This window comes from Rheinheimera sp. UJ63, assembly GCF_021568285.1.
Lineage (GTDB): Bacteria > Pseudomonadota > Gammaproteobacteria > Enterobacterales > Alteromonadaceae > Alishewanella > Alishewanella maricola.
On record NZ_JAKGTQ010000012.1, the window covers coordinates 23573 to 42982 of the forward strand.

Here is a 19410-nt window from a genome sequence, read left to right on the forward strand (position 1 = left end):
ATTCGAACTGTTCGCCTAAAAAAGCAACGCCCTAGCAATAGACTTAGCGCCAAAGCCTGTCTATAATGCGCCCTCTATCGCTGCACCCGTAGCTCAGCTGGATAGAGCGCTGCCCTCCGGAGGCAGAGGTCCCGCGTTCGAATCGCGGCGGGTGCACCATATAAATCAACCACTTATGCGAAAGCTAAGTGGTTTTTTTATGCCCGGTGACAAATCGGTGACACAATCGTGACAAACCCATTTTCTTCTGCTTTGTAAAACCACGTTTTTTGACCTTTGCTCGATTTTATCATCTATTCGTGTGAAATATCTAAAATGCAATAGCCTGGATTTAAATGCCCTTCAATTTTACTTCGTCTACATTCAATATCATAACTTGTTGTAAATTTGCGCGCTCTTAAATTTTAGCAAACTAGACATTTTTTGACTCAACTGCATGGGTACAAGCAATCCGTATTCTCAGCAGCTATCTTGCTTGTAGCTTTCAATTTAACTCGAAGTCAGCTTTGCCAAATTAGAGAAGGATTCATTTTTTCAAGTTAAAAACATGCGTCTGAAAAGCATACACTGAATACCTGTACAGTATGGCGTAAAATTAGAAACAGTTTAAAGTAAATTGTTCTTTATATTATTTTGAGCTGAAAGTTATAAGAGCTTAAAAGGTGAGACGTGTTACAAATCAAAAATAAGGATTTCACGGGACAAAGTATTGTCATTTGTTCGTTTTAATGTGAGTTTAAGATCTCAAAAGGAATAAGATTCATGGATGAATTTTCACCGTCAGATTTAAAAAGTATCCTGCATTCCAAACGGGCAAATATGTACTACCTGCAGCACTGTCGCGTGCTGGTTAAAGGTGGTCGTGTTGAATATGTAACTGATGAAGGTAAACATTCGCTGTATTGGAATATTCCTATTGCTAATACGACATGTTTGTTATTGGGAACAGGTACTTCTGTAACTCAGTCTGCAATGCGTGAGTTGGCGCGAGCAGGTGTTTTAGTTGGCTTCTGCGGTGGTGGTGGAACGCCATTGTTTAGCGTAAATGATGTTGAAGTTGAAGTGGCCTGGTTTAATCCGCAGAGTGAGTACCGACCTTGCGAATATTTACAACAATGGTTGAAGTTTTGGCCTGACGACAACAAAAGGTTGCAGGCAGCTAAAGCCATTCAGCAGTTCAGAATTAATTTCACGCTGAAGCACTGGTTCAAAAATAAGTCGTTTATCGACAATGGCTTTGTGGTTAGTGAAAACCAATTAGATTCAGCATTACTGCGTTTTAAACAAGATGTAGATGCTGCAGATGGCACCCAGCCACTCATGTTAGCGGAAGCCCGCCTGACCAAATTACTGTATAAAATTGCCTGCAATACCTTAGCGCATGATGACAGCTTTGCGCGTGCCAAAGGGGGAAGCGGTATTGATCCAGCTAATCGCTTTTTAGATCACGGTAACTATTTAGCCTACGGCTTGGGAGCAACTGCTACCTGGGTTTTAGGTTTACCGCATGGCTTTTCAGTACTACATGGTAAAACCCGTCGTGGCGGTCTGGTGTTTGATGCGGCGGATTTAATTAAAGATGCATTGGTGCTGCCGCAAGCTTTTATCAGTGCGATGAACGGTGATGAGGATCAGGAGTTTAGGCAAAGCTGTATTACAAACTTTCAGCAAGCCGAAGCGCTGGATTTCATCATCGACAGCCTGAAAGGTATCGCTGCACTTCATGGTGGCGAACTATGAACATTATGCTGGTATCGCAGTGCTCTAAAAATGCCCTTGTTGAAACACGGCGGATCATAGATCAGTTCGCTGAGAGGCGTGGTGACAGAACCTGGCAAACGCCAATTACTATGCAAGGGCTTGATGTGCTGCGCAAGCTGTTGAAAAAGTCGGCACGGCGCAATACCGCTGTGGCCTGCCATTGGATCCGCAGTAAAAATCATACCGAGTTGTTATGGGTAGTGGGTAATCAGCGTAAATTCAACGTTGATGGTGCCACACCAACCAATATGACATTGCGCAATATTCTGCGTAGTGAGGATGAAAACAGCTGGCACAATGCCGAGGTTATTGCATTATTGGCTGGTATTGCCGGTTTGTTTCATGATTTTGGTAAAGCCAATCTTCTTTTTCAGCAAAAAATAAATCCCAAAGTAAAAACGCTGGGTTATGAGCCTTATCGTCATGAATGGGTATCGCTACGGCTATTTCAGGCATTTACTGCCGGTAAAACAGATAAAAAATGGCTTACTGAATTAGCCAATATTTCGGCTGAGTTTGAACACAGTGTTTTAGCAGAGCTACATAAAGATGCGCCGGAACAGGGACATCTGGAACCGTTTTCCGGTTTAGCACCAGTTGCCAGATTAGTGGCTTGGTTAATCGTATCGCATCATCGGTTACCGGTGTTTTCTCCTAAAAACTCAGATACATCGCCGTCCTTAAACAGCACTGCAGATTGGCTGTCAGAGGGTTTTGATGTGTTATGGAATTCTGTAAACAGTGCTGAGAGTTGTGAGCAACAGCGACGTGAACAAAATTGGTTTTTTGAATATGGCACGCCTTTTCTCAGCGCAACTTGGCGTCAAAGAACCGGTGAAATTGCAGTTAGAGCGCTGAAGTGCGGCAGGCTGTTTGAGCGTGATTGGTTTGAACAGCGCTTTACTAGTCATAATGCTCGGATGGTACTGATGTTGGCCGACCATTATTATTCAGCACAAGAGCCTAAAACAAAATGGCAAGATGCAAGCTACAAAGCCTTTGCTAACTCTGACCGCAAAACCAAAGCGCCTAAGCAAAAGTTAGATGAGCACAATATAGGTGTTAGCCATAATGCCTATTTATTGGCCAGAAGTTTACCTACATTAAAAAATACCTTGCCGGCCATTACCCGGCATAAAGGTTTTAAACAACGAGCCAAACTGGATGAGTTTCGCTGGCAGGATAAGGCCTATGATTTGGCTTGTTCGGTGCGGGAAAACAGTGTTGCTCAAGGTTTTTTTGGTATAAACATGGCCAGTACCGGCAAAGGTAAAACCTTTGCCAATGCCCGTATTATGTATGGTTTAGCTGACGAAAAGCTGGGATGCCGTTTTAGTGTGGCACTGGGGCTAAGAACGCTAACCTTACAAACAGGTGATGCGTTAAAACAGCGTTTGCATCTGACTGATGATGACTTGGCAGTATTAATAGGCTCAGCAGCAGTGCAACAATTGCATGACATCAGTAAGCAAGCTTTACAAGCTGAGCTGGCCGTTAGCAATAGCGCTACCGGCAGTGAGTCGCTGGCCGATCCTATCGCAGAGCATCTTTACGTAAGTTATGAAGGCAGCTTGTATGATGGCCGCTTAAAAGACTGGTTAAACAGTAGCCCGAAGCTAAACCAACTGGTTAGTGCACCGGTACTGGTAAGTACTATTGATCATTTGATGCCAGCAACCGAAGGTGTGCGTGGCGGTAAGCAAATCGCGCCTATGCTGCGGTTGCTAACGGCTGATTTGGTGCTGGATGAACCCGATGATTTCGATACTGCCGATTTACCCGCGCTGTGCAGGCTGGTGAACTGGGCTGGCATGTTGGGCGCCAGAGTGTTGTTTTCATCTGCCACTTTACCGCCAGTGCTGGTGTGTGCTTTGTTTGAGGCCTACCGAACTGGCAGAGAGCATTTTAATGCAGTGAACGCTGATGGTCGATCCCAGTTGCCGGTTATCTGCGCTTGGTTTGATGAATTTACCCCAGTAAAAGCAGAGTGTGCAGATAAAAAGCAGTTAATGCAGCAGCACACGTTATTTGTTGAAAGGCGGGTTAAGGCGCTGGCAGCTCAGCATGTGCTGCGTAAAGCCAGTTTACTGGGGGTAACCGCCAGCAGTAAAAATCCAGAGCTGATTATTAGCCAACTGGCTAGCCTGATCCAGCAGAGTATTTGTCAGTTACATAGTCAGCATCATCAAGTGGCACCTACAGGTCAAAAAGTATCCATCGGCCTAGTACGTATGGCCAATATTAATCCTATGGTAGCTGTGGCTAAGCAGTTGCTACAAATGGCAGTACCTGTCGATTGCCATATTCATTATTGTGTTTACCACAGCCAGTACCCATTAGCGGTGCGCTCTGCTATCGAGCAAAAGTTGGATGCAGCACTGACCCGCTACAATACGTCAGCGCTTTGGCAGCAAGCTGAAATCAGCCGTGCATTAGCGCAATATCCACAAGGCAATCATCTGTTTGTGGTATTAGCGACCTCTGTCGCTGAGGTCGGCAGGGATCATGATTATGACTGGGCAATTGCCGAGCCCAGTTCTATGCGCTCACTTATCCAGTTGGCCGGGCGTATTCAACGGCACCGCCAGCGACCAGCAAGTAGCGATAACCTACTGATTCTTTCACAAAATTTTAAAGCATTAAAAGCGGTAACAAATAGGGATGGAAAGCGCAAACCTGCCTATTGTCAGCCGGGGTTTGAGCGGGATGATTTATTATTAGAACATCATGATCTTCAACAGATTTTACCGGTAGAGTATTTTCAGCATATCAGTGCATTACCGCGTATCAGTCAGCCAAAACTAGTTGAGTCGAAACTGTACTCTGATCTTGTTGTATTTGAGCATTTGGCGCTATTACAAAGTGTATTTCCTCAACCAGAAAATTGGCCATCCGGTAGTGGTGACTGGCCAACAGATTATGCCGCAAGGTGGTGGCTGCATGACGCAACCTGGAGTGCTGAATTACAAAGACGCAAACCATTTCGCAAGTCATCGCCTGATGAGCCCTATTGCCTGATGTTATCGGAAGAAGATAACGAGCCGGTATTTACAAGGATTAATGATGCTGTCTGGCCACTTGAATATATCGAAGCAGAAAACTTTGTTACTGAAAGCTGGCAGCCAACGCAGGGCAATCATGCCTGGTTTACGCTGGATGCGTTGTCGGTGTATCAGCAGTGCGCAGAACAAATGGGGCTCACGCTTGAAGAGGTGAGCAAGCAATTCGGTGAGATCCGCTTAAGAGTAAAACAGAATGCTGAAAAATGGCATTACCACCCGGTTTTGGGCATTTTTCAAAATTTATAGCCGCAAGGAGGTGTTATGCAATATGAAGGGTTAGCAGCAGTAATAGCTGATTATATCGACCAGCGCAGGTTGCAGAAGCTGGAGCCAATAGAAAAAGCATTGGAGAAAGCGCTAAAAGGTGTTGACGATGATGTTAAACAAGCGCAGATCAATACTGAGTTTTCGCCTCAGATCCAGCAAATAAATAAGAAGTTTAATATAAAGACGTGGTTAGATGATGCGGCAAAACGTGCTAAACAAATCAGTCTTGTTACTCATGCGCTGAAGTTTACTCATGGCGATGCCAGAGGCAGCAGCGTGTTGTCACTAGAATATTTGGAAGATGCCGACTATCTCGTCACAGCCAGTTTAGCCAACTTGGCTATTGATGCAGTTGGTAATGGAGCTGCGTTAGATGTCGCCGCCCTTCTACAGTTAGAATATGAAGGGCAGACTTTGGCTCAATCGCTATCAGATGGTGATTGCAGCGCTCTAGCTTTTTTTAGCGATAATCAGGCACAACTCACTGAGTGGGTTGAAGGTTTCAAGTTGGCTTTGGCAGACAAAGCTTTGTCATCTCATACCTTAGCCAAACAATTGTATTTTCCCACCGCTGATGGTCAGTATCACCTGCTTAGCCCCATATTTGCGTCATCTCTTGCGCATCAATTTAACGGCAAAATAACAGCGGTGCGCTATGGTGAAGAGCCCGAAGCCATTCGAAAAGCGCGTAAGGCTGGTAAATATCATGACAAGCCAGATATTCGATTTTTAGATACTGCAATACAACGCTTTGGCGGTTCAAACCCGCAAAATATTTCACAACTGAACACTCAGCGGAGCGGTAAAACCAATTTACTCAACTGTGCACCGCCATCCTGGCAGTCGACGTTAAAACCACCGTTAAATGAGCAATCTATATTTTTTGGCCGTGAGTTTAACCGCCGGGTATGGCGTGATTTACAAGAACTACAACGTTACTTACTTAGCATAAAAGGGCGCGACAGTACTTTGGAAATTCGCCGTAATATCGCCGCTTACGTAAATGATCTTATTGATGGCTTGCTAAATTATGCGGCTGAGGTGCAGGGGTTAAGCGAGTACGCTGGTTGGAGTTTGCAAAATTGCGAACTAAAGCAGGCGGAACAACTGTGGTTGGACACCTGGTGTGAGGATCTGCAATTCCAGCAAAAAAGGGCTAACAGCAACTGGCAGCAAGAGATTTGTCTTGCCTTTGCCGGCTGGCTTAATAATAAGCTGAACAAAGCTCTGAAAAATGAAGGGTTAGTGTTTGGTACTGCGCAATATCAACATTGGGCGAAGTTGTTGTCGCCCCGGCTACGCGATTATGAGCTTGGCACAATGGTGTTTTCTGCAGGTAAGGCAAAAGCGGGGGCCGCAGTATGAGCAATTATATTTTGCTGGAACATATCAAAGTCCAAAATGCCAATTGTATTGCCGGTTTTACTTATGGCTTTCCGGCTATTACCCATTTCCTTGGCTATACCCACGCGTTGTCGCGTAAGTTACAGCAACAGTTTGGTATTGAACTGACAGGCTGTGCAGTGGTATGCCATCAGCATCAGATACAGGCTTATCAGCCATCCGGTTGGGGCGATTATGTTTTTGCACTTACCCGCAACCCATTAACCAAAGAGGGCAATACTGCGCCTATTGTTGAAGAAGGAAGGATGCACCTTACCGTTTCCTTGATTCTTGAATCCAGCAAAGCATTTAGCGGCGCTTTGCAACAGCAGTTAATTACAACACTTACTATGCTAGCTCAGCGACAAAAGCTGGCTGGTGGCCAGGTTATTTGCCTCAAAAGCGTTAGCCTTTACAGCGATGATGACGAGCAGGCGTTAAGCCGTAAATTGCTGCGAAAAGTGCTTCCGGGTTTTGTGTTAACGGATCGCTCAGAGCTGTTAAAGCAGCATTATCAGCAGTTAATTACGACTCAGCCCAATGCCACTATGCTGGATGCCTGGCTGGATTTTGCTGCGTTAACTTATCAGGCTGTCACACCGGAGAATGTTGACTTATCAACAGAGCCGAACGCTGTTGAATGGGTACGGGTACCGAAATCGGACAAAGGTTACCTGGTGCCGATCACTACCGGCTATAAAGCGATTTCAGCGCTTCATCCTGCTGGCGCTGTTGCCAATAGCCGTGATCCGCAATATCCGTTTTGTTTTGTTGAATCTGCGTATGGCGTTGGCCAGTGGTTAAGCCCGCACCGTGTCCCTGATTTACGCGATGTTATCTGGCGTTATCGTCAGCAAGGCCCCTGGTATTTATGTACAACAAACACGGCACAGAACACATTAAAGCTGCACCCGGAGCAGGAAGCCGCTTTAGTTGAACTTACAGAAACTGAAATTACTTTCTACTAAAAAGGAACTTAGCTATGAGCGAAAAATTGAAGACCCCATCGGTACTGGCTTTTGAAGCCAAACTGTCAAATTCAGACGCCATTATGGCCAGTGGCAACTGGGAAGAGCGCGCAAATTCGAACAGCTTTTTGCCAGTATTTATTAAAGAAAAAGCAGTTCGAGGAACTATTTCAAATAGATTGAATAACAAAGACCCTAAATTTAACGACCCTGCAAAACTTGATGCAGAAGTTGCTAAGCCAAATCCTCAAACTGTGGATAATGCTTCACTGCCATTTGAACACGATACGCTTAAAGTTAGTTTTACCTTAAGAGTCATTGGTGATTTAGCGACACCCTCTACCTGTAATGATCCTGCATACCAGCAGGCATTAGCCAACCTTATTAATGGCTATGCTGAACAAACCCAATTTACCGAATTAGCTAATCGTTATGCTGCCAATATTGCCAACGGTCGTTTTTTATGGCGCAACCGGGTAGGTGCTGAGGCAATAGAAGTGCAGGTGACTCATGGTAACGAGCTTTGGGTGTTCGATAGTCAGCAGTTTGATTTACGCAGTTTTGCCGAACCAACCGGCGATTTAGCAAAATTAGCGCAAGTCATTAAGCAGGGGCTGACAGGTGAAAGCTTTGCGCTACTTAAAGTAAATGCATTCGCGAAACTCGGCCCAGGTCAGGCTGTATACCCCTCACAAGAATTAGTGATGAAAGAAAAAAATGACAAAAGCGCCAAGAGCAAGTTTTTATATCAGTTAAATGGTATTGCCGCCATGCACTCGCAAAAAATAGGTAACGCCCTTCGCTCGATTGATACTTGGCACCCTTCAGCTTCTGAAGTAGGAGCTATAGCAGTTGAACCTTATGGTTCTGTTACTAACAGAGGCAAAGCATATAGACATCCTACTGATAGCGGGAAATTGGATTTTTACAGTCTTATTGATAGCTGGGTATTAAAAGGTAAAACCCCGCCATTGGAGCAGCAGCATTACATTATGGCCATGTTTATTCGTGGCGGCGTATTTGGTGAAGCAGGTTAAAGGGGCTGACTATGGATCGCTATATCGAAATAACGGTATTGCCCGACTTAGAAGCTGATGCCAACTTTTTAATGAATAACCTGTGCTCAAAACTACACGCGGTGCTAGGGCAGGTGACTATGGGGAAAGTAGGCGTTAGTTTCCCCGGTTATGCTCAAACGGGTAAGAATCTTGGTACTCAGTTGCGTATTCATGGCTCGGCAATCATGCTGGAAAAGCTGATGGCTGAAAATTGGCTAAAAGGGCTCAGAGATTACTGCCAATGCAGTGCGATACTGCCAGTGCCTGTTAATGCCAAGCAGCGTTATTTTGCCAGACGGCAAGTAAAAAGTGCACACAACAAACGACAGCGTTCAGTCAGCAAAGGCTGGTTAACACGGGATGAAGCATTGGATAAGATCAATGACGAGTCCCAAAAACTGCTGAAGCTGCCATTTTTGCAATTATCCAGCCGAGGTAATAAGCAGCAAATGAAAGTGTTTATAGAGCAGGGACCGATAGTTGAGCATGCAATAGTAGGTAGTTTTAATTCATACGGTCTAAGTCGATTATCTGAAAAAATAACAGTTCCTTGGTTTTAACCCTTTTTTGAGCAATCGCTGGCAGCCCTTACCATATAAGGGCTGCTTTTTGTCCTTATAAAAAGGGAAAATCACCCATAAAGTAAAATGTTCTTTAATAATCAGGTTATTAGTGCTTATATGCGCTACTTCACTGCCGAACAGGCAGCTTAGAAATGTGGCTTGTCGCTGCACTTGCGGCAGTGCTACTTCACTGCCGAACAGGCAGCTTAGAAATTGTGACACGGCGATATTGCTGATTGCTGTACCTTCACTGCCGAACAGGCAGCTTAGAAAGCTGTAGCACTAGCGGTGTGACCAACTGCCACCTTCACTGCCGAACAGGCAGCTTAGAAAAACAACACCCATCAATGGCCTCTTAACAATGCCTTCACTGCCGAACAGGCAGCTTAGAAATTGATGCTGGCGTGTCGTTGCGCAATTGTGCGCTTCACTGCCGAACAGGCAGCTTAGAAATTTCAGCTGGCGTGGTGCTTTTAGTGCTGTAACTTCACTGCCGAACAGGCAGCTTAGAAAATGTCGTCTAGTGATGCCGATCGCATTGTTAGCTTCACTGCCGAACAGGCAGCTTAGAAAATTCGCTAATGGTTTTATTAATGGCCACCAGCCTTCACTGCCGAACAGGCAGCTTAGAAATTTGGCCAGTAAGGTGTTTACCGAAGCGCAGGCTTCACTGCCGAACAGGCAGCTTAGAAACTATGCTATCGATGCAGTTTAAAGACCATGTACTTCACTGCCGAACAGGCAGCTTAGAAAAGCAAAAACATCCCCTATAACATTCGCCTTAACTTCACTGCCGAACAGGCAGCTTAGAAAATTGCGGGTGTATGTGTGCGCGATGATGCCGACTTCACTGCCGAACAGGCAGCTTAGAAAAGGTAAAAGCTGGCAAACAGCCGATCGGCTATCTTCACTGCCGAACAGGCAGCTTAGAAACAAGTAAGTTGAACCTGCCCACAGGCCAATGACTTCACTGCCGAACAGGCAGCTTAGAAATAGCGTAAACGACATTGTTGCCCCATCCCAATCTTCACTGCCGAACAGGCAGCTTAGAAATGATAAACCGTCTGTTGTTAGAATGGTCAAAACTTCACTGCCGAACAGGCAGCTTAGAAATGATGCACAACCATCATCATCAGACTCATCAACTTCACTGCCGAACAGGCAGCTTAGAAAAATAATACCTCTCATGTCTTTTGCATAAACATCTTCACTGCCGAACAGGCAGCTTAGAAATGATAAACCGTCTGTTGTTAGAATGGTCAAAACTTCACTGCCGAACAGGCAGCTTAGAAATAGCAACGCACAGCAATAATTGCGAACACTACCTTCACTGCCGAACAGGCAGCTTAGAAAATTTTAGTGTGTTGCTATCAACGTGTAAGCCACTTCACTGCCGAACAGGCAGCTTAGAAAAATAAACTGCGCGCTGATTGCTTGATCCAATCCTTCACTGCCGAACAGGCAGCTTAGAAACGCATAACCGAAGCAGCCATGTACATACCCGCCTTCACTGCCGAACAGGCAGCTTAGAAAAGTATCAACGATATGATTTTTAGTAATATCAACTTCACTGCCGAACAGGCAGCTTAGAAACTATCAGTTAATGGGAGCACCACCCTTAATGGTCTTCACTGCCGAACAGGCAGCTTAGAAAGCTCAGGCCATCCGGGCCATGTGTGCAGCGATCTTCACTGCCGAACAGGCAGCTTAGAAAGACTTGGAGAGTAGGAACTAGCAGTTTAACACCTTCACTGCCGAACAGGCAGCTTAGAAAAGTGCCGCTGAATTGGGGCTGATTACCGTGAACTTCACTGCCGAACAGGCAGCTTAGAAATTTTCGATGGCGTAGAGATTGTGATGCTAACGCTTCACTGCCGAACAGGCAGCTTAGAAATTGCTAAAGTTTGGATAGTCTGACCAGTTCATCTTCACTGCCGAACAGGCAGCTTAGAAAAAACGCGAACGATGGTATCTCGGCATCATAAGCTTCACTGCCGAACAGGCAGCTTAGAAATAGCACCCGCCAATTTCCGGCCGTATCCCGCTCTTCACTGCCGAACAGGCAGCTTAGAAATTTTATTACCCCACCATCAACTCCGTAATAGTCTTCACTGCCGAACAGGCAGCTTAGAAAAGTCTCAGGCGTTAACAGCGCATTACGTAAAACTTCACTGCCGAACAGGCAGCTTAGAAAAGCCCATAGGTATAGCCTACTTAACACTGACGCTTCACTGCCGAACAGGCAGCTTAGAAAACAAATTGATCCTATGACTGACGCAGACAAAACTTCACTGCCGAACAGGCAGCTTAGAAATTCCGTTTTCCGTTCCGTTGGCATGATGGCAACTTCACTGCCGAACAGGCAGCTTAGAAAGGTATCTGTCACCCGTCCAGATTTCTGAGTTTCTTCACTGCCGAACAGGCAGCTTAGAAATGATCACGGATAAGAGAAATATATGGCTCAACCTTCACTGCCGAACAGGCAGCTTAGAAATGAGCGCAACTTGCGAACAGCGATGAAGCAGGCTTCACTGCCGAACAGGCAGCTTAGAAATCACACAAGAGGAATACCAACACCGTTGTCGACTTCACTGCCGAACAGGCAGCTTAGAAAATACGATTTTAATACCATTGCGGGGGGCGTCACTTCACTGCCGAACAGGCAGCTTAGAAATCACGTTTAAGGCCGACACCCATGCCGTCACACTTCACTGCCGAACAGGCAGCTTAGAAATAACGAATCGTAGCCAATTATAGCGTGCATTACTTCACTGCCGAACAGGCAGCTTAGAAAAACAAGGAAGCTCGGAAATGCAGGAATACTAACTTCACTGCCGAACAGGCAGCTTAGAAATATGGCTTGGCGCTGCACTTGCGGCAGTGCTGCTTCACTGCCGAACAGGCAGCTTAGAAAACAATAAACGCATGGGTAGCAGCATTAAGCGGCTTCACTGCCGAACAGGCAGCTTAGAAACGTAGCAGCTCGCTCACCAGCAAATAACACCACTTCACTGCCGAACAGGCAGCTTAGAAATTAAACGCTGCGTTATCAGCTTCTAGCGCGTCCTTCACTGCCGAACAGGCAGCTTAGAAAAACCATGCTGCTAACCGTTATATCAGGGTTGCCTTCACTGCCGAACAGGCAGCTTAGAAAATGGCTCTGTTTTCTTTGAAGCTGGCGAGATACTTCACTGCCGAACAGGCAGCTTAGAAAGACTTCACAAGCTAACTCCCAATGACCTTTATCTTCACTGCCGAACAGGCAGCTTAGAAATATAACGCAAGTGCAATCAGTAAGCGCGAAATCTTCACTGCCGAACAGGCAGCTTAGAAAATGCAGACTCGAATTGAGTCGATGAATCCAAGCTTCACTGCCGAACAGGCAGCTTAGAAAAACAGGCTCAGGCAACTACGACAGCGCTTCAACTTCACTGCCGAACAGGCAGCTTAGAAAATTAGGAAAAGTCTTAGGATCATAATTAGTATCTTCACTGCCGAACAGGCAGCTTAGAAATGTCAATCCAATGCGTTTTAAGCCATCATAAGCTTCACTGCCGAACAGGCAGCTTAGAAAACATGCGAGCGCCACCACCTGAGCAACTAAAGCTTCACTGCCGAACAGGCAGCTTAGAAAGCCTTGTACCGATTACCGCCAACGTTAATCAACTTCACTGCCGAACAGGCAGCTTAGAAAAGAAGATGAAATTTATTACGATTCAGTAATAGCTTCACTGCCGAACAGGCAGCTTAGAAAGCATGAAACGCCCGATAGTGATGGGCAATCTACTTCACTGCCGAACAGGCAGCTTAGAAAGCAACACGCGCAGAAGATTAGCGCTTTGCGTGCTTCACTGCCGAACAGGCAGCTTAGAAATGGCCCACGTTCAAACACCGGTCAACGTCCACCTTCGCTGCCGAACAGGAAGTTTAGAAAAATACTCAGCCAAACCTTGTTTCGTCGTTGGCCTTCACTGCCAAACTGTCTAGCGGCCAGCGCAGCCACTTTCGCGTCGCGCCTCATGCAGGCGCGTGGATTGAAACTGATTATGCTAGTTTATATATATTTTATGCCTCGCCTTTTTGTGCTTACTTCACCCATGACTGCCGAACCGACTGCTGAATGATATCTATTAATTCTGGAACTTCCGGTTAGATGGATGTAAATGACATCAAAATGGCGTATCAAAATTATTTATCCTTCTGATATCTCTAAAAATTCACCAACATCACATTCTAAGTATTTGCACAGTATTTCCAACGTATCGTAGTCAATGCGCGTAGTGGTCTCGTGATACAGTCGCGTTAATGTGCTTCTGTTGATCCCTGTATCCCGCATCACATCGGTAATCTTCAATTTTTTTGCGCCCATCAAAGTGGACAGGTTACATTTTATCACCCTAAAGCACCTAAATGTTTCTCCAAAGATACAAAATGTGCTTGACAGGTATCTTTTGAGTGTATTATTGTGTCTCTAGAGAAGCATAATGGCTTCTTGCAGAGGAGGTTCATAGTATGGCACAAACTTATCTGACAACGGAAGAGTTGTCGCAATTAATCAAGTATGACGCTAGAACAATCAGAGAGCAGCTAAAGGACAGAGTGTTGCTTGAAGGTGTTCACTATATTCGACCTTTTGGTGGTCGGAAAATTTTATATATGTGGGAGGCTATACAGCGAGATATCAGTAAAACGTTTACTCACAGTTCTATTCCAATGGCTAATGGAGGATACGCTCGTGGGTAATATCAGAGTACGTGCTTCAAATATGTTACAAATCGATTTCCAATATATGCGTGAGCGCTGCCGTGAACAAACAGCATTGCCTGACACTCCAGCAAACCGGAAAACGTTAACCAAGCTGTTAGAGAAAATTGATGCGGAAATTTTGCTTGGAACCTTTGTTTACAGCAATTATTTCCCGAACAGCAAAATGGTCGCTCGGTTTGAAAAACAGCAACAGCGTTTGCTTGCTGGAAACCGGGCTCAGCGGCTGCCAACATTGGAAGAGTTTGCCAATATTTGGCTTGATGAAATGCAAGTTAGCTGGCGCGAGTCATATCGTAAAACGATTTCGATATTGGTTCAGAATCGGCTTATCCCTTACTTTGGCAAGATGGAAGTCGACCACATCACAAAGGCTGATTTAATCCAGTTTCGCGCCACACTCGGCAAAGTTCGTCGCGAAAACGGAGAACAGATTTCAGCAGGTTATATTAACCGTCATCTAAAAGTTATTCAGATGATCCTTAGTGAAGCAGCCGACCGTTACCAGTTTACTGCGCCTGTGCGCTTAAAACCACTGAAAATGCAAAAGTCTGATGTGGACCCATTTACATTAGATGAAGTGCAAATGTTCTTGCAGCATGCTCCTGAGCAATTTAAAGATTACTACGTTGTGCGTTTCTTTACGGGGATGCGAACCGGCGAGATTGATGGTTTAAAATGGCGTTTTGTCGACTTTGACCGAAACATCATTTTAGTGCGAGAAACCTGGGTGGGTGGCCGCACGGAATACACCAAGAATGATGGTTCACAGCGTGAAATTCACATGTCGAAACCCGTACGTGAAGCACTGCAGCGGCAATATGCTGCACGCACAAAATCTGAGTACGTATTTTCAACGCGAAATGGTACGCCCCATAATCACCGTAATGTTACTCAACGGGTATGGTATCCCACGCTCAAACAGTGTGAGCTTCGGGACCGAGTGCCATATCAAACGCGACATACAGCCGCTACGCTTTGGTTGGCTGCTGGGGAGAACCCTGAATGGATTGCTCGGCAAATGGGACACACCACCACAGAAATGTTGTTCCGTGTTTATAGTCGCTTTGTGCCTAACTTAACGCGGCAAGATGGCTCAGCTTTTGACCTGTTGCTTAAAGCTCATATTCCAGGAGAAGTAGCATGATCCAGATTGAAACGATCCCAGCAATTCGTAAAGTCATGTTAGACAAAATATACCGCGCCCATGTACGAAAATTAACGGCAAGTTTAATCGCTGCGTTAAAGATTGACCCTAATAGTCGTGATTTAGTGGCAATTTGTGGTACTGGTGGCGAAGCGGATAACTGTGAAGCTGTTTATGTGTGGGTAAAGCGACAAACGTGTTGTGTCAGCTGCATTAAAGGATTGGACTTTAAAATGCTGCAACATCGGTTTTTGACTTTTTTGCTCGACAATAGTCATCAAACAGAATATTACGAGTAAAGAGATATCAAAAATCAGCAATGGATTGTGCCGAAAGAACTTTATGAAAAACCTCAACAGTTGCAAGTTTTGAAATTGCTGTTGGGGCTTTTTTATTAATAAAGCAGGTTAGACTATGCCTTTACATTTGATGTTTTTCACCGATGTTTTATCTGTTAGGTACACCAGTGAATAGAGGCATTAGTGGCAGTGCACACATCTAGAGCGATTTTTATTTATCCTAATACTGGCAATTAACTACTTTCAACTAGTTGTTGTTTTGAGCGAGTTACGACATTTTTCACAAAACCATGAGTTTTTGGACTTTTTATAAATCAGATCTCATCGTAGTTAATTTCAATCAACTCACCATGACTTCGTAATGGCTTCGTTTACACGTAGTCATGTGTGTCTATAATGTTCTTAACTTTATTCAATGGTGAGAAGAAATAATGGCACAGCAGTCTATTCAATTAATAAAAAGTTTTTTAAAACATCTTAGAACCCAACAAGGGCAAACCCAAGAGGCAATAGCCGAAGTATGTGAAATCAGTCTTCGGCAGTATCAGAATGTTGAGAAAACCGGGTGTACTACCAAAAGTGTTATCTCGCGCTTAGCTAATTACTTTGGCTGTTCAGTTAATGAGCTGATTAAAAATGAAATCCAAGATAGCTCGCTATGGTATATCAAAAGATCTGAATCAAAGTGTGGTCAGGTTGTAGATGGATATGTCGATGCTTTAGCGGAAATCCAAAAACAAGCCATCGCCTATCCAAATGAACTTAATCCTAAGTTAAAAATTACCGATGGCGCTCAAGTTAAAGAAATATCCGTTGGTATTGACAATAATGAACATAAATGGGTTATGCGGCCAATAAAATTCAATGAAAATATTGGTTTGTTATGGACGGAGCTCACTGAATGGCAGCAGGAGACTTGGCAATCGACATGTAATAAATTGCTTTATGGATGTGTAGAACATGTTTTCTTAGACGGCAAGCCACTTGTTCCTGAAGGTGTTACGCCAAAATTTATCGTTGAGTTTATTGAGACTGGTAAAGGTAAAAAAATAGATACCGGCTATCGCATATTTGATTCTTCTGCAGAATTCAGAGCATCATTTTCTCAATGGCTTGAAACTGTGATTAGAACTACTGATTTTTCCCACTTTGGAAATGGCGAACTTAATATCTTTTACGGTTTTAAAGATGAAATGAGCAAATCAGTTAACATTTACAAAGGGTGGGTAAATGGCGATGGCGAAATAATTAAAGCGCCTTGGTCTGCGGCAAATATAGAGAGCTTGATAGACACCATGAACAAAATAAAAAGAGGCGCAGGCTATTTACCTTTGCCAATTGGGATTGGCGAGAATTTTGAAGGTGATGAGCCACCACCATTTGAAGCAGAAATTAAGCTAAAAAAAGAGACTAAAATACCTGATATAGATTTTTGTTTATATCCAATCAATTAAACCTGATGTTAACTAAAATGGAAAACAACATGGCGAAATCAAAAAATCCAGCACCCCTAAATGGACCAAGTAAAACAGGTAATAAATCAGGTGGAGGGCGCGGTAATAACCCATCGCGTAGCAATTAAATGTCGAGTGATTTTCAAGAAGGGTATAACACTTATTGGGAAGGCTCTGCCAAGTCGGCTAATCCGTATTTCTGGTCTAGCAACACATGGTGGATGGTAGAGGATTGGGATAGAGGTTGGGATGCGGCTCATCATGAGAACTATGACGATGATTAACGTAATTGCCACTTAAGCACGAAAGCTACAATTTAAGCGTAACAGCACCCACACCGCAAAGTGAGGTTGCCGTTATGCTTACTTATTACTATTTGATCTGATAATGAATATTACCTATTAATCGCCTGCTTTTAGAACCTTTAATGCTTTCTTCTAGCTGGAAAATACTAAAGTTGAGAATCTGTTATTCGTCAGGCGTAAGACTTATAACGCGTGTTAAATTACCAGCCGCTGAGATCTGTTCGTCAGTTAAAGACTGTTCGATATGCTTCACCATCCTCATTTCTGAACGAGCTTTATTCATCTCACAAACTAAAATATCTCCTATGGCAAAAACCTAGTTCAGAACATAACTCATCAGGTAGAGAGAGGGTTATTCTTTTTTATCTCAACGGTGTAGCCCATCTTAAGCTCAGTTTTTGTTATGGGTAAATGCTCTTATGAGCCAAGTACAAATTGAACAACTTGTCACCAATCAATGTCGTTATCCTGCCAAGATTACCTATCTAATATTAGGGTTCAGGATCAGCAAGGAGAGCTTGAAAAATACTGTTCTGTGCCAGCTAAAGTGGTCGCTTCTTTCTGACGGTTGTTTTCAAATTGTTATAATAAAAGGCTTGGCACTAGCAGTGCCAGTAATGGCGTTGTGAATTAACAATGATTGGTAAAAAACGTTTTCAAATGAGTGGTCCTGTAAGTGCAATTAACCAACTGGATTCTTATCCACGGCGATTTTTTACCTCTTGAGGTGCGCATGGGTAAAGGGGGTAAGTGGCGTGATGCTATATTCACAGCGATTTTTTACCTCTCTAGTTGCCCATGAGTAAAGGTATTTGTAGTGGTGGAATGCTATATCCATGGCGATTTTTTACCCCTTGGAGTGCACAAGGGTAAAAGGGGTAGTGGCGTGTTGCTATATTTACGGCGATTTTTTACCTCTCTAGGTGCCCATGAGTAAAGATATTTGTAGTGGTGGAATGCTATATCCATGGCGATTTTTACCCCCCTAGGTGCACGGGTATAAAGGCGTTTAGTGGTGGGATGCCTATATTTACGGCGGTTTTTTACCTCTTGAGGTGCCAGTGTGTGAAGGCGGTTAGTAATACTGCTGCAAAATTCAAAGTGATGCTTTACCTAGCCAAGTTTGGGATGCCCATTTTAAGTGGCGTAATACGGATCAATTTTTATTACGAATAATACAACCGATGCTAGTGTGTATTCATTAAAAATGAGAATTGGTCTGTAAAATACCAAGTGTCTTGTTTTTTACCGTTGAACAATCTAGTTTTATATTTTGTTTTGTAATTAACCGTTGCGAGGATACGAATTGACGCCGTTCAAGATAGGTTCTGCACCAGAGCAGGGTATTGAGCAACCAAAGGCGTGGGCAGAGGCGTTTTTTACTACGATTGATCACCTAGCTGCTTTTGTTGATCTTCCTCCTCAGTCTCTTAAAAGGCAAGAGCGTGTAAAGCAATCGAAAGTGCAAACGAGGTTAATCGAGATCCATGCACTATTACGTCGGGTGCGGCCCTGGTTTAATTCGGATCAGGCTGCATGGGCATGGTATATCGGTGAGCCGATTGTCGCTTTTGAGCAATTAACGCCATCAAAAATTATTAAAAAATTTCATGGCTCAGGTGTTGAGGCATTGAATGATTGGATCACAGAGCGAGAAATGGGCGGTTTCAATTAGTGGCATTTTGCTAAACTGAGGTAGTTTAATAATCCACTATTGATATCCCACCTCTATTTCTTGATCTAATGCGGTTAGTTCAACAAGAACAGTGAGTCTTGTGTGTTAGAAAAAGCAGGCTAAGAAATTAGTACATCCGGCACAGACAGGCCACACGCTCTGGCCAACGACATGACAAACCATTCATTTTGAGTACTAAAGTAATAGACCGTAGTGTCAGTATGTTCGGGTTTTAAAATGTGCGTTGATAGTCTGCTATTCCTACATCATGAAGTGCATTACTGTCTGTAGAAAGCGTATAAGTAAAACTGTGTTTTTTTAAGTAAAACGAGTGGCTTGTAAGTGGAATGGTTGGTTTGTAAGTGTTACCTTAAATATATAAGTATTTTATCTTTAGTGATAACTAACAAGGTATTCTTACAGATGAGCCCAATAGGGTACACCTACCTAAATCAGTTTTACAAACTACTGCTTCCGAAGCTGAATGTCGAGGTCTTTGCTGATAAATCAGTGTCAGCAGACAGCATAGTAGATTTTGGTTCATCTAAAAGAAGAGTGATACCTGCCACAAGAAAAATTACCGACTCACCCTATGAGCACATGTGCGCTGCAATTAAATACCAAGGTATTCGTCTTCATTTTTTTGCTGCAATATTCAAAGTCATTGATGTAAATGAATTTGCAGATTTCATTCGAGCATCACC

Annotated in this window: 13 protein-coding genes, 1 tRNA gene and 1 CRISPR repeat array; of the genes, 13 read left to right on the forward strand and 1 reads right to left on the reverse strand. The window is 44.0% G+C overall.

Features of this window, described 5'->3' with window-relative positions; genetic code table 11:
• The first annotated feature begins 82 nt into the window (after positions 1-82).
• The 7 genes from L1N97_RS16450 (at position 83) to cas6f (ending at position 9059) form a co-directional block, all read left to right on the forward strand.
• Positions 83-159 (forward strand) — tRNA-Arg (locus L1N97_RS16450).
• A gap of 603 nt (positions 160-762) precedes the next feature.
• A complete protein-coding gene (gene cas1f, locus L1N97_RS16455; RefSeq protein WP_236130541.1) occupies positions 763-1740 on the forward strand; it encodes a type I-F CRISPR-associated endonuclease Cas1f in 978 nt (325 codons plus the stop codon).
• Positions 1737-5069 carry a type I-F CRISPR-associated helicase Cas3f gene (gene cas3f / locus L1N97_RS16460; protein ID WP_236130542.1) on the forward strand — a complete coding sequence of 1111 codons (3333 nt, stop codon included), beginning with the start codon at positions 1737-1739 and terminating at the stop codon, positions 5067-5069. Before cas1f ends, cas3f begins: the two co-directional genes overlap by 4 nt.
• 15 nt (positions 5070-5084) lie before the next feature.
• Complete coding sequence (csy1, locus tag L1N97_RS16465; RefSeq protein WP_236130543.1) at positions 5085-6455, forward strand: type I-F CRISPR-associated protein Csy1; 1371 nt, start codon at positions 5085-5087, stop codon at positions 6453-6455.
• Entirely contained in the window at positions 6452-7441 is a 990-nt protein-coding gene (gene csy2 / locus L1N97_RS16470) for a type I-F CRISPR-associated protein Csy2 (RefSeq protein WP_236130544.1), read from the forward strand. Before csy1 ends, csy2 begins: the two co-directional genes overlap by 4 nt.
• Before the next feature lie 14 nt (positions 7442-7455).
• Positions 7456-8478, forward strand: a complete 1023-nt coding sequence (gene csy3, locus L1N97_RS16475; RefSeq protein WP_236130545.1) for a type I-F CRISPR-associated protein Csy3 — start codon at positions 7456-7458, stop codon at positions 8476-8478.
• An 11-nt stretch (positions 8479-8489) separates the two neighbouring features.
• Complete coding sequence (cas6f, locus tag L1N97_RS16480) at positions 8490-9059, forward strand: type I-F CRISPR-associated endoribonuclease Cas6/Csy4 (protein ID WP_236130546.1); 570 nt, start codon at positions 8490-8492, stop codon at positions 9057-9059.
• 128 nt (positions 9060-9187) lie between these two features.
• A CRISPR array of direct repeats spans positions 9188-12996; the repeat unit is 28 nt; unit sequence CTTCACTGCCGAACAGGCAGCTTAGAAA.
• Positions 12997-13254: 258 nt separating this feature from the next.
• Here cas6f and L1N97_RS16485 read toward each other — a convergent pair.
• Complete coding sequence (locus L1N97_RS16485; protein WP_324295619.1) at positions 13255-13458, reverse strand: helix-turn-helix domain-containing protein; 204 nt, start codon at positions 13456-13458, stop codon at positions 13255-13257.
• Positions 13459-13574: 116 nt separating this feature from the next.
• On the opposite strand from L1N97_RS16485, the gene L1N97_RS16490 reads away from it, so the two are divergent.
• From L1N97_RS16490 to L1N97_RS16515, 6 genes are all read left to right on the forward strand, one after another.
• The gene (locus tag L1N97_RS16490; protein WP_236130547.1) at positions 13575-13805 is read left to right on the forward strand and encodes a hypothetical protein; all 231 of its coding nucleotides are present in this window, start codon (positions 13575-13577) and stop codon (positions 13803-13805) included.
• Positions 13798-14973 carry a site-specific integrase gene (locus tag L1N97_RS16495; protein WP_236130548.1) on the forward strand — a complete coding sequence of 392 codons (1176 nt, stop codon included), beginning with the start codon at positions 13798-13800 and terminating at the stop codon, positions 14971-14973. Before L1N97_RS16490 ends, L1N97_RS16495 begins: the two co-directional genes overlap by 8 nt.
• Positions 14970-15272: a hypothetical protein gene (locus L1N97_RS16500; RefSeq protein WP_236130549.1), complete on the forward strand. Its 303-nt coding sequence runs from the start codon at positions 14970-14972 to the stop codon at positions 15270-15272. The genes L1N97_RS16495 and L1N97_RS16500 overlap by 4 nt, the downstream gene beginning before the upstream one ends.
• A gap of 431 nt (positions 15273-15703) precedes the next feature.
• Entirely contained in the window at positions 15704-16726 is a 1023-nt protein-coding gene (locus tag L1N97_RS16505) for a helix-turn-helix domain-containing protein (RefSeq protein WP_236130550.1), read from the forward strand.
• Between the two features lie 1611 nt (positions 16727-18337).
• Positions 18338-18706: a hypothetical protein gene (locus L1N97_RS16510; RefSeq protein WP_236130551.1), complete on the forward strand. Its 369-nt coding sequence runs from the start codon at positions 18338-18340 to the stop codon at positions 18704-18706.
• A 423-nt stretch (positions 18707-19129) separates the two neighbouring features.
• A partial coding sequence (locus L1N97_RS16515; protein WP_236130552.1) for a hypothetical protein occupies positions 19130-19410 on the forward strand: 281 nt, incomplete at its 3' end.